The 13,065-nt window shown below is 46.9% G+C and carries 9 protein-coding genes and 2 tRNA genes; 8 read left to right on the forward strand and 3 right to left on the reverse strand.

The features are described from left to right. Positions 1–17: 17 nt before the first annotated feature. From aprA to EYB58_RS05160, 8 genes are all read left to right on the forward strand, one after another. Positions 18–1,979 carry an adenylyl-sulfate reductase subunit alpha gene (aprA, locus tag EYB58_RS05125; RefSeq protein WP_111956439.1) on the forward strand — a complete coding sequence of 654 codons (1,962 nt, stop codon included), beginning with the start codon at positions 18–20 and terminating at the stop codon, positions 1,977–1,979. 285 nt (positions 1,980–2,264) lie between these two features. Further along, positions 2,265–3,536 (forward strand): CoB--CoM heterodisulfide reductase iron-sulfur subunit A family protein, encoded by a 1,272-nt coding sequence (locus EYB58_RS05130; protein WP_111956437.1) that lies wholly within the window; start codon positions 2,265–2,267, stop codon positions 3,534–3,536. 6 nt (positions 3,537–3,542) lie between these two features. After that, on the forward strand, positions 3,543–5,879 hold the full coding sequence (locus EYB58_RS05135; RefSeq protein WP_111956435.1) for an FAD-dependent oxidoreductase: 2,337 nt from the start codon (positions 3,543–3,545) through the stop codon (positions 5,877–5,879). 36 nt (positions 5,880–5,915) lie between these two features. Then, positions 5,916–7,121 (forward strand): quinone-interacting membrane-bound oxidoreductase complex subunit QmoC, encoded by a 1,206-nt coding sequence (gene qmoC / locus EYB58_RS05140; protein WP_111956433.1) that lies wholly within the window; start codon positions 5,916–5,918, stop codon positions 7,119–7,121. Positions 7,122–7,339: 218 nt separating this feature from the next. Next, complete coding sequence (locus EYB58_RS05145) at positions 7,340–7,993, forward strand: YiaD family glycine zipper/OmpA-like lipoprotein (RefSeq protein WP_111956431.1); 654 nt, start codon at positions 7,340–7,342, stop codon at positions 7,991–7,993. 280 nt (positions 7,994–8,273) lie between these two features. Beyond that, a complete protein-coding gene (locus EYB58_RS05150) occupies positions 8,274–9,491 on the forward strand; it encodes an aminotransferase class I/II-fold pyridoxal phosphate-dependent enzyme (protein WP_111956429.1) in 1,218 nt (405 codons plus the stop codon). A gap of 20 nt (positions 9,492–9,511) precedes the next feature. Continuing rightward, positions 9,512–10,396 (forward strand): PHP domain-containing protein, encoded by an 885-nt coding sequence (locus EYB58_RS05155; RefSeq protein WP_111956427.1) that lies wholly within the window; start codon positions 9,512–9,514, stop codon positions 10,394–10,396. Positions 10,397–10,432: 36 nt separating this feature from the next. Continuing rightward, positions 10,433–11,308, forward strand: coding sequence for a radical SAM protein (locus EYB58_RS05160; RefSeq protein ID WP_242637566.1), 876 nt, complete (start codon positions 10,433–10,435; stop codon positions 11,306–11,308). Positions 11,309–11,350: 42 nt separating this feature from the next. On the opposite strand, the gene EYB58_RS05165 is transcribed toward EYB58_RS05160, so the two are convergent. From EYB58_RS05165 to EYB58_RS05175, 3 genes are all read right to left on the reverse strand, one after another. Further along, positions 11,351–11,428: transfer RNA gene (locus EYB58_RS05165), tRNA-Glu, on the reverse strand. A gap of 25 nt (positions 11,429–11,453) precedes the next feature. Beyond that, positions 11,454–11,529, reverse strand: a tRNA-Phe gene (locus EYB58_RS05170). Between the two features lie 148 nt (positions 11,530–11,677). After that, positions 11,678–12,970, reverse strand: coding sequence for an ammonium transporter (locus tag EYB58_RS05175; protein WP_278186436.1), 1,293 nt, complete (start codon positions 12,968–12,970; stop codon positions 11,678–11,680). Positions 12,971–13,065 lie beyond the last annotated feature (95 nt).

Below are 13,065 nucleotides of genomic sequence, written 5' to 3' on the forward strand. Positions count from 1 at the left end.
ATTCTTGGAGGTATATAATGGCATTACCTAACAAACCTGCTGGTGAAATTAAAGTCGTTAGAGAGCCAGAGGTAGAAAAAAGAGACGTTGATGTTCTAATCATCGGCGGTGGTATGGCTGCCTGCGGTACTGCATTTGAAATCAAAAAATGGGCTGATGACGACACCAAAATTCTGCTTGTCGACAAAGCCGCTCTCGAACGGTCCGGCGCTGTTGCCCAGGGTCTGTCCGCCATCAACACATACATCGGTGAGAACAAAGTCGAAGATTATGTCCGCATGGTCCGTAACGACCTCATGGGTATTGTCCGTGAAGATTTGATCTTTGACCTTGGCCGTCATGTTGATGATTCCGTAGATCTGTTCGAAGAATGGGGACTTCCCATCTGGAAAAAAACCGACGACGGTAAAAACCTCGACGGTAAAAAAGGCCAGAAAGCCGGTACACTTAAAAGCGGTGCTACTCCCGTTCGGACCGGTAAATGGCAGATCATGATCAACGGTGAATCCTACAAAAGAATCGTTGCTGAAGCCGGTAAAAAAGCTCTTGGCGACGAAAATATCCTGGAAAGGGTTTTCATCGTTGAAATCCTCAACGATAAAAATGATCCCAAAAGAGCTGCTGGCGCAGTTGGTTTCTCCGTACGTGAAAACAAAATTTACATCATCAGCGCAAAAGTTATGATGGTTGCCTGCGGTGGCGCGGTTAACATCTACCAGCCCCGTTCCGTTGCTGAAGGCAAAGGCCGTGCATGGTATCCTGTATGGAATGCCGGTTCCACCTACACCATGGCTCTTAGAGCTGGCGCTGAACTTTCCATGATGGAAAACCGTTTCACCCCGGCCCGTTTTAAAGACGGCTACGGCCCTGTTGGTGCATGGTTCCTGCTGTTTAAAGCAAAAACCGTTAACGGTCTTGGCGAAAACTATGCCGGTTCCGACGATGCCAAAGCTGAACTTGAAAAATATGCGCCTTACGGAACTGCTGCCGTAACCCCGACCTGTCTGCGTAATCATCTGATGATGAAAGAATACAAAGAAGGCCGCGGTCCTATCATTATGGAAACCACCAAAGCACTTGCTGCTCTTGGCGAAACCATGGATAAGAAAGAACTGAAACATCTCGAGTCAGAAGCTTGGGAAGATTTCCTTGACATGTCCGTTGGCCAGGCAGGCCTCTGGTGTGCAACCAACACTGAGCCCGAGAAAAAAGACTCAGAAATTATGCCCACCGAACCATACCTGCTGGGTTCTCATTCCGGTTGCTGCGGCATCTGGTGCTCCGGTCCCGAAGAAGACTGGGTACCTGATTCCTACAAATGGGGCTACAACAGAATGACCACCGTTCGCGGTCTGTTCACTGCCGGTGACGGCGTTGGCTGCTCCGGTCACAAGTTCTCCTCTGGTTCCCATGCAGAAGGACGTATCATTGCCAAGTCCATGATGCAGTACCTGAAAGCCGAAGGCGACAAGGTTTCCGGTTTTGCTGAAACTGATCAGGAACTGATCGATATGGTTTACTATCCGGTATACAATTATCTGGATAACTGTGAATACACCACAGCCACAGATGTAAACCCCAAGTACTGCAAGCCTGCTGGCATGGCCATGCGTCTGATGAAAATGACCAATGAGTATGGTGCTGGTACTGCTACGTTCTACATGACCAACGGCAAATCTCTTGAAGTTCTCATGGACCTGTTCGAAATGTTCCGTGAAGACCTTGAGAAAATCGCTGCCGGTGATCTGCATGAACTGCTCAGAGCATGGGAAATTATCCATCGTCTCTACACTGTTCAGGCTCATACCCGTCACATTCAGTTCCGTGAAGAATCCAGATACCCTGGTTTCTACTACAGAGGCGACTTCATGGGCCAGAATGATGATGAATGGTTCTGCTTCACCAACTCATCTTACGACAAGAAGACCAACGAGTGGACGCTGAAAAAAGAACCCTACGTTAAAATCATCTCCGACTAGTGCGGTAAGACGTTTTAACCTAAGGATGTCTTGATATAAACCTCCAGGTGCCGACTTACCGGTGCCTGGGGGTTTTTCAGATTATGCCTACCCGGCCCTGTCTCCTTTTTTGCAAGCTTGCCAGCAAACGATTTATAGGTTAACTTGCAGTCTTGCAAATAAGGAGAACAGGATGCTGGCCCCTGAGCCAAAGCTGATATAATTGGTTTTATCAGGATCCGGCATACAAAAAATTGGAACTTATACACAACACAACTACACAACTTAAATGCACGGAGGGACAGCATGACTACAGAAAATTCAGCCCCGGTAAGTGGAAGCATTATGGTGGTTGGTGGTGGAATCAGCGGTCTGACGACCGCTTTGGAAGCTGCCGAAGTGGGCTACGAAGTCTTCCTGATTGAAAAGGAAGCTTCCCTTGGCGGAAGAGTTACCCAGCTCAAGCACTACTTCCCCAAACTCTGCCCGCCTACTTGCGGTCTTGAGATCAATTACAGACGCCTCAAAGATAACAAGAACATCAAGGTGTACACGCTTTCCGAAGTACAGAACGTTGACGGCACCCCCGGGGATTACACCGTCACCGTAAAAAGCGCGCCCAGGTATGTAAACAGCAACTGCACTTGCTGCGGTGAATGTGAAAAAGTGTGCGAAACTGAAATCAGCAATGAATTCAACTTTGGCATGAATCGGCGCAAAGCCGCATACCTGCCCCACAACATGGCCTTTCCCCAGCGGTATGTCATGGATTCAGCCATGGGCAAGGAAGACCGGGAAAAGGTCAAGGAAGCCTGCAAATATGACGCCATTGATTTTACCATGGAAGAAAGCACATTTGACCTGAAAGTCGGTGCCGTTGTCTTCGCCACCGGATGGCAGCCCTATGATGCCACCCGCATTGACAATCTTGGTTTTGGCCGGTATCAGAACATCATCACAAACATGATGCTGGAACGGTTGGCCTCTTCCAACGGTCCCACCGAAGGTAAAATCATCCGCCCGTCCGATGACAAGGCTCCGGAAACCATCGCCTTTGCCCAATGCGCAGGTTCCAGGGATGAAAACCATCTGCCCTACTGCTCATATATCTGCTGTATGGCATCCCTAAAACATGCCACATATATCAGAGCCCAATATCCGGATGCAAAAATTTACATCTATTACATTGATCTGCGGACCCCAGGAAGAAAATACGAAAACTTCTATGCCAAACTCAAAGAAGACGAAAACGTATTTTTTGTAAAAGGAAAAGTTGCTGAAGTCAGTGAAGAGAGCGGTACCGGCAATATCAATCTTGTGGCCGAAGATACCATCTCCGGGAATAAAATCAGGCAGACCGTTGATATGCTGGTGCTGGCCACCGGAATGCAACCCACCTGCGCCATTGATAAGCCCGCAGCCGATTTAACCTTTGACGACGAAGGCTTTATTATCAATGACTTTTCCAAAGGCGGCCTGTTTGCAGCAGGGTGTGCCAATAAACCGGCCGATGTTGTGACATCCAACCAGAATGCAACCGGCATGGCCCTTAAAGCCATTCAGACTCTGAGGAGGTAACAAACCATGGATAAAAAATACGGCGTATATATCTGCACAGGCTGTGGTATCGGTGATAAACTTGATATAGAAGCGTTAACAGGTATCCCCGATGAAGAGGGCACCAACTGCACCACCCACCCCTTCCTGTGCTCCAAAGCAGGTGTTGCACTTATTCAAAAGGATATTGACGAGGGCAAGGTAAACGCCATGGTTATTGGCGCTTGCTCCCGCCGGGTGAACTTTGACGTATTTAACTTCCCCGGATGCATTATTGAACGGGCCAATTTAAGGGAAGGTGTTGTATGGCCCCATTCCCGGGAGACCTATCCGGCCCTCACCGAAGACCAGAAAGATGACGGAGAGCACTTTGACCGGATCCAGATGAAGGCCCAGGATTATATCAAAATGGGTATGATCCGCTTGGAAAAAGTCAATTTGCCTGAGCCTTACCAGACACAGTCCTTTTCCAAAAAAGTTCTGGTTATCGGCGGCGGCGTCACCGGCATGTCGGCAGCACTTGATGCTGCCAAAGCCGGTTATGAGGTTACCATCGTAGAAAAAGAGGCAGCCATTGGCGGGTATGCGGCCAAACTTCGCAACCAGATGCCTGTTCAGCCGCCCTTTGAAACCCTTCAGGCTCCGGTGGTTGACGCACTTATCCAGGAAGTTGAGGCCAACACCAATATAGATGTACGAACGAACTGCCTTGTGGCACGTATTGCCGGCCAACCCGGTGAATTCACCGTAACCATGAAAAAACCCGGTGAAAAGATCCCCTTTGACGTACCTTTTCCGCTGCCTCCTGAAGAGCTATTGGATGAAAACGGCAAAGAACTGGATGCCGACGCTGCCCATGAAAAATACCTGAAATACAATGAAGGCAGAGAAGACATCCTTTCTCTTGATCCAAATGGAGAGCTTTACGGCGCGGTTGTTCTGGCTGCCGGCTGGCGGCCCGATGTCCTGGAAGGCGAAGCATACGCTCATCTGTCGGTGGACAGTCCTGATGTGGTCACCAATGATGAATTTGAAATGATTGCAGCCAAGGGCAAAATCCTGCGTCCCTCCGACGGCAAGGAAGCCAAAAACGTTGTATTTATCCAATCTGCCGGTAAAGATGAAGATGACAGTGATTTTGAATATACCGGTTCCGTCACTTCCATGGTGGCTTTGAAACAAGCCCGCTATGTCAGGGAAGACTATGCTGACGGTAAGGCCTATGTCATTTATCAGCATATGAGAACCCCTGGTCTGCAGGAATATTTTTACAAAGCCATGCAGCAGGACGACGGCATTTTCATGACCAAGGGTGCGGTTACCGACGTTACGGCCATGAGTTCAGAATTGATGGTAACAGCCAAAAACACACTGCTGGGTGACAGCCTGGTGCTCAAAGCGGACATGGTTGTTGTGGCAAGCGGTATGGTTCCGGCCACCAAGGACAACCCGGTTATTAACCTGGCCTACCGCCAGGGTCCCGGATTCAGGGATAACGATATTTTCGGCCAGTATGCTGATTCCAACTATATCTGCTTCCCCTATGAAACCCAGAGAACGGGTATTTATGCGGCCGGTACCGTGCGCCGGGCCATGACTATAGAAGAGTCCATGGAAGACGCAACCGGTGCAGCACTGAAAGCTATTCAGTGTATTGAAAGCGCCAACCGCGGCATGGCAGTGCATCCGCGTTCCGGTGACATGACATTCCCGGAATTCTTCTTCCAAAGATGCACCCAATGCAAACGCTGCACGGTTGAATGTCCCTTCGGCGCCTTGGATGATGATGCCAGAGGAACCCCAAAAGCCAATCCCACCCGCTGCCGCCGCTGCGGTACCTGCATGGGTGCTTGTCCGGAACGTATTATCTCCTTTGCCGATTATACCATTGACAGTATCGGTTCCCAGGTCAAAGCCATTAGTGTACCGTCTGAGGATGACTATGATGAACCGCCTCTGCGTTTTCTGGCACTGGTATGTGAAAACGATGCATACCCTGCATTAGATATGGTGGGTATGAACCGCGTGGACTACTCACCTGATGTCCGTATGATTCCGGTTCGCTGCCTGGGTTCAGTAAACACCATCTGGATCAAGGACGCCTTGGCCCAAGGTATTGACGGCGTTATCCTCATCGGCTGCAAACATGGCGATGATTACCAATGCCATTTTGTCAAAGGTTCAGAACTTGCTGAAATCCGTGTAAAAAAGATCGGTGATGCACTGGCCTCACTGGCCCTTGAAGAAGAACGAGTGGCATTTGTGGAAGTCGCCATTGATGAATATGACAAACTGCCTCAGATCATCAACGACTTTGTTGAAGAAGTGGACGCACTTGGCCCGAACCCGTTCAAAGGTTTCTAACTGCGGCATACAAACTTAATGGAGGTATCTACTACTATGAGTGCCAATTATCTTGCCCAACCAGATCTGGAGTTCATTGCCGAGATTAGAGGTCTTGGCGGAGAAACCCTGAAAAAATGTTACCAATGTGCCACATGTTCCGTGGCCTGCCCCATTGCACCTGAAAACAGCCCTTTCCCCAGAAAGGAAATGATTGCTGCTTCATGGGGCCTTAAAGACAAACTGATCAGCAACGGCGACATCTGGCTGTGTCACAATTGCGGTGACTGCACGGATATGTGTCCCCGGGGTGCAGCCCCAGGTGATGTACTGGCAGCTATTCGCTCTGCAGCCATCACTGAATACGCAACGCCCAAATGCCTTGCCAAGGCCATAAATGATCCGTCCAAACTGCCGCTTCTGCTTGGAATCCCGGCAGCCTGGTTTGCGCTGCTTGCAATTATCACCATGGGCTTTGGCGGCGTTATGGAAAAAATTTTCCATACCCTGTTCGGCGATGCCCTTGGCGGACGTCTTCACTGGTCCCATGCCCATGACGGCGCAGAACATATTATTGCCCATTCTAACTTTGTATCCACTTGGTTTGTGGATATGACCTTTGTTCCCACGGCTATTTTTGCCACAGTTGTTTTCTTTCTTGCCTTGAAACGCTTTATTGTCGACGTTCATGACAATGCGGTTCTTGAAGGCAAAACAGACAAAACCAGCCTTGATTACAAAGCCCTTTTGATGTCTGTTAAAAATGTCATACCCATGGTGCTGAAACATGACAAATTCAACCAGTGCGGATCCAATAAAGATCGTGCCACCCCGCATATGATGGTGCTTTTTGCCTTTATCGGCCTTTTCATTGTAACTGCGGTATGCGGCATCATGCTTTACGTGGGCGGTTATGCCGGTCCTTATCCCCAGCTTAACCCCATTAAATGGCTGGCCAATGTCGCAGGTGTTGCCCTGGTCATTGGTTCAGGCATCATGATCAAGAACAGACTTACCAACAAAACCCAGATCACAACTTATAAAGACTGGTTTATTCTTGGTATTGTCTTCACCTTAGGCCTTTCCGGTATGCTCACGGAAATGGCCCGCCTGGCTGAAATCGCATGGCTTGCTTACTTCTTTTACTGGATTCACCTGATTGCTATTTTCAACCTGTTTGCATTCCTGCCGTATTCAAAAATGGCCCACATCGTCTACCGTACGGTTGCCATGGGCTATGCAGATTACGCCCACAGAAAATAAATAGCTTTTAGGCTATATAATTAAAAGAGGGCTGGTTTTTGACCAGCCCTCTTTTAATTTACGGCCCTGAAACACACGGCGTCCTAACTTTTTTTATATGAAAGTTCCAATAAGTTACTGAATTACTTTCATGCTTTGTTGTGGGTTGAACCTCGGTATTGATGGACCAAGTCAGTCCATGGCTGTTATAAAAAAAATCATATTACGGAGGAGATTAAATGAAAGAATTGATTGTCACAGGTATTGTTATTGTTTTATCGGCCACTCTTTTTTCATGCGCAACCATGCATACGAATCAGGAGAGGGGAACAGCTGTAGGCGCAGGAACCGGCGCAGCCGTCGGAGCCATTTTAGGCCAGGTCATTGGCAGAAACACGGAATCAACGCTTATCGGCGCTGGTATCGGAGCAGCCCTCGGCGGGCTTACAGGAAATCAGGTCGGTAAATATATGGATCTGCAGGAGCAGGAGTTGCGACATGCAATGGCAGCGTCCGAATCGGCAAGTATACGACGTGAGCAGGATATTTTAAGGGCAACCTTTAAAGAAGAAGCTTATTTTGATTACGACTCAAGCCGTTTAAAACCAGGGGCATATCCAGAACTGAAAAGGATTTCGGATATTTTAATCAAGTATCCACATTCCCGCATTGAAGTGGCCGGGCACACTGACGCCAAAGGGTCGGAAGCATATAACCAGAGACTATCAGAACGAAGAGCAGAAGTTATTGCAAACCAATTAATTTACAATGGGGTTTCCGCCCAAAGAATCATAGCCGTCGGCTATGGAGAGTCTCGGCCAATCTCTTCCAATGACGCAATGAATCGTCGTGTAGAGATCCTTATTAAGCCGGTAATGGAAAGCTCATTTTAATTTCAACTACATAAAAAAAGGAGGACTTATGCTGGATGCCTGTGCTTCGAAAGGAAGCGTTTGCTTTGAGTTGATCATTAACAACTTTCAAAACTAAATATTTTAAAAATTGATTGCTCACGGCATCCCCTTTTATTATTGTTGAGACGGCTTAAGCCCGTGTAAAGCTTGTGGTCACAACCACCGTCTTCAAGACGGTGGTTGTTTAACTTTTATGAATGAAATAATAATCTGTCTAATACAAAACGATTATAAAAAAGTATAAATAAGGCATTTAACAATGAATCCCATACCATCTTCAGATAGAATGAAAAATGTCCATTCAGACATACGCGGTCCAGTTTTTGAAAAAGCCATGAAAATGGTTTCTGCCGGCATTGATGTGTTAAGACTCAATACAGGAAATCCAGAAACCTTTGGGTTTACAATGCCTGATAGTGTGCGCACGGCCTTAATGAATAATGTCGATAAAGCCGTTGGATATTGTGACTTAAAAGGTATGCCTGAAGCCAGAAAAGCAATATGTGACTATCACGTTGGCAAAGGAATTTTGGACCTTACCATGGATGATATATTCATTGGAAATGGTGTCAGTGAAGTTGTCAATATGGCAATGACCACATTTTTAAATCCAGGTGATGAAATTCTTATTCCATCTCCAAGTTATTCTCTTTGGACGAATATGGCGTATATTGTAGGTGCCACGCCAGTGCTTTATCACTGTGACGAGGCTTCTGAATGGTATCCTGATGTGGTCGACATTCGTAAAAAGATCACACCTCAAACACGTGCCATACTTATTATTAACCCCAATAATCCGACGGGGGCTTTATATTCAAAAGAAGTGTTAGAGCAGATCATTCAAATTGCAAGAGAACACAATTTGCTAATTTGTTCGGATGAAATTTACGACCGATTGGTGATGGATGAGTTAGAACATGTTTCTACAGCAGCACTTGCCCCTGATATGCCGGTCTTCACCTTCAATGGGTTATCCAAGTCGCACATCGTATGTGGGTTTCGTTGTGGTTGGCTGGCAATTAGCGGGCCGCGTCAGCAAATTGGTGGTTTAATCGCGTCTATTACAAAATTAGCGGCCATGCGTTTGTGTGGCAATGCCTTAACACAACTTGTGATTCCGGCGGCATTGGCGGATGATGAAAGCACCAAAGCGTTGATTTCTCCCGGCGGAAGAATTTATGAACAAAGAGAAGCGACGATCAAAGCGTTAGACCAAATTGAGGGAATTACATATGTTAAAAACGCGGCAGCATTTTATCTTTTCCCAAAAATCGATACGCCCAAATTTAATATTACAAACGACAAAAAATTTGTACTGGATTTACTGGAAAATAAGCATATTTTGCTTGTTGCGGGAAGTGGATTTGACTGGCCGGAACCAAATCATTTTAGAATAGTCATGTTGCCTGAATCAAAGGTTCTGTCAAACGCAATGCAGGAGCTAGGTGATTTCCTCAATACATATCGCCAAAAATAGCTTTTTTTGAAAGGATATTTATGAGCAGATCCTCCTATGTTGATTTACATACTCATACAGCATATACGCATAATAACGGGTTGAGTTCTGTCAGTGCCCTTGTAGAAAGGGCAGTGTTATATAACATGGATGCATTGGCGATTACGGACAGTGGAAATGTTTCCGGAGTACCGGAGTTCTATAACGCATGTATTCGTTCGGGTATAAAACCAATCATCGGATTGGGTTTTTACTTTGCTGATGACTCCCGTTTTTTCCAAAGTACCCACAAATATCACCTCGTTCTTCTGGCAGAAAACAGTACTGGTTTTATGCACCTGTTAGCATTGGCAGAACGTTCGTTTACAGAAGGGTTTTATAAGCGTCCGAGGATTGATTTTGAGTTGCTTGAGATGTATTATGACGGTCTTATTTGCCTTACGGGCGGTCTCGGGGGCATCGTTGATAAATATTTATATGCCCAGAAAAAAAGAGAGGCAGTCTGTTTTGTCCAAAAATGTTTATCTCTTTTTGGTGATGAACATTTTTTTCTGGAGCTACAGGATAATGGACTGAAAAAAAATAAGGAAATGATTGCCGAGCTGATAGAATTGTCCAAGGAAACAGGTGCGCAATGTGTGGTCAGCGGCGGAAGTTTTTATGTAGATAAAGAAGATGCCCTTGAATGTAATGAACTTCGTGCAGCACATGGTAATAATCAATTATATGGCGATGGGTACTATTTTAAATCCCTGGAAGAAATGTCGTCCCTGTTTTCAATGGTTCCTCATGCGGTACAGGCAAGTAGAGCAATTGCTGACAGATGCACGGTTTTGTTAGATATGGATAAATGCAGTAAAATATCACGAAATGATGATGACTTGTCGATCATCAGGCAGCTGCAAGGGTGTATTACTCAACAATAAAGTTTATGTAATTCTAATAAAATGTCAAAAAATAGTATGAGATACGAAGGCCCCATATATCGTCCACCCAGTGAAGCGGATTCACTTTTAATTCAGGCCACGGTCGGATGCCCTCACAATAAATGCACTTTTTGCACGATTTATAAAAATGGCCCACGTTTCAAAATCAGACCTGTTCAAGATATTATGGAAGATATAGATTCTGCATCCAAAACATATGGACCTAACGTCAAAACGCTATTTTTCCCGGCAGGAAATACCATTGCGATGAGAACGGATAACTTGGCCGCGATCTGTATCTATGCCCGCAAAATTTTTCCTGATTTAGAACGGATAACGGTCTATGGCTCGTCCCAATATATCCATAAAAAAGGACGAAGTGGTCTAAAACAATTGGCAGAGGCCGGGTTAAATCGTATCCATGTGGGTCTTGAATCCGGAAATGATGAGATTCTGCGCTATGTGAAAAAAGGAGTAGATGCCAAACGTCAAATCGAGGCAGGTCAGTGGGTCGTTGCCGCTGGATTAGAGTTAAGTCTCTATGTTGTATTGGGATTGGGGGGCGCGGGGTTGACAGAGCCGCATGCAGACGCTACGGCAAATGCACTTAATCAGATTAATCCCGACTTCATCAGGCTTAGAACGTTTGTACCGAAGATCAACACACCAATCTTGGATGAAGTTGAGTCCGGCAAATTTAAAATGCTGGGGCCACATGGTATTCTAAAAGAGACCGAACGCTTAGTCCGACAGTTAGAAGTGACGTCCTATTTAGCCAGTGATCATTACACAAATTATATTGATGTTCATGGTAAACTGCCAGAATCGAAAAACCCAATGATCGAGCAGATTAGAGCAGCATGCAAACGACCTGAATCGCAATTTCGGCCTTTTTTTATTGGAGATCAATAAAAAAAAGGCCCTCGCAAAATGTCGAAGGCCTTTATTTTTAAGTGGCGTCCCCAAGGGGATTCGAACCCCTGTCGCAGGCGTGAAAGGCCTGTGTCCTGGACCGGGCTAGACGATGGGGACTTACTTTACGTATATGTAATATAAATGGTGCCCAGGAACAGAATTGAACTGCTGACACGGGGATTTTCAGTCCCCTGCTCTACCGACTGAGCTACCTGGGCCCATGAGCCGATGACATTAATCGAATTTTGAATATCTGTCAATACCTTTTTAAAAGCTGCTGGACAATTAAAGCCCCGGACAAAATTATCCGGGGCTTTAGCATATTAGGCCGAAAATTGGGGACGATGTTACGGCTTACCCGTGAGTCTATTCAATTTCGAAACCGCGTTCGCCGTGGATGGCATTATCAAGACCGGATAATTCCTCCTCCGGGTCCACCCTGATTCCGCCGGTGAGTGCTTTGGTAATATAAATGACGATCAGTGTGGCAATGGCGGCAAATGCGGCGGTGCCGATGACGGACAAAAGCTGGATGCCCAATTGTTTTGCATTGCCGTAAAAAAGGCCAACCGCCCCTTCCGTAACTGTGGGTGTGGCAAAAAGACCGGTGGCCAAGGCTCCCCAGATGCCGCAAAGCCCATGGATGCCGAAGGCATCAAGGGAATCGTCGTACCCAAGCTTCTGTTTGATTACGGCGACACCCATATATCCTAAAACGCCGGCCACTGCGCCAATCGCAAACCCACCGCCAAGGGAGACAAATCCGGCTGCCGGCGTGATACCCACTAAGCCGGCAACTGCGCCGGAGGCAAGCCCGAGAACCGTGGGCTTGCCGGATATCTTCCACTCAGCGAACAACCAGGCAAGCCCTGCAATGGCTGCTGCAGTGTTGGTGACCATGAACGCGGATGCTGCCACGCCGTCGGCGGCCAGTTCGCTGCCTGCATTAAAGCCGAACCAGCCAAACCACAGAAGCCCTGCACCCAGGGCTGTGAATGCAACAGAGGAAGGGATCATGGCTTCCTTTCCGTAGCCGTTGCGTTTGCCTAAAACCAGGGCCAGCATCAGACCTGAGACACCAGCATTGATGTGGACAACGTTACCGCCGGCAAAATCCAGAGCGCCGAGGTGATGCATCCATCCCCCGCCCCATGCCCAGTTGCATACGGGTGCATAAACAAAAGTAACCCACAAAATGGTGAACACTATCCAGGAGGAAAATTTCATTCTGTCCACAACAGAACCCAGAACAATGGCAATGGCAATGCAGGCAAAGGTCTGCTGAAACAGAACAAAAATTATGGTGGGAATGGAGCCGGATACCGAATGAATGTCAATGCCGGATAAAAACAGATGATTCAAATTACCGATGAAAAGCGAGTCGCTCTCTCCAAAAGCCAGGGAATATCCCCAGGCCACCCAGACCACCGATGCCAGACAATAAGCCACAAGCGTCATGGCAATGGTGTTCAGCAAATTTTTATATCGAGACATACCGCCATAGAACAGGGCCAGGCCGGCCGGTGTCATCATCATGACAAGGGCTGTGGACATGGTTACCCATGCGGTGTCTCCGCTATCAATCGTGCCGTCTCCGGCCAAAGCCGGGCATACATTTAACAGGATCAAGCCAACGACAAATGCACAGTGTCTTAACATCATATTTTCCTTTTCATCGGGTTAATGCGGTTAACTTGCAAAAAAAATCATTTTTTGCAAGTACATATTAATAAATAAAATTGTTCTTACATTTT

Origin of the sequence: Desulfobacter hydrogenophilus (assembly GCF_004319545.1) — a bacterium.
GTDB classification, from domain to species: domain Bacteria; phylum Desulfobacterota; class Desulfobacteria; order Desulfobacterales; family Desulfobacteraceae; genus Desulfobacter; species Desulfobacter hydrogenophilus.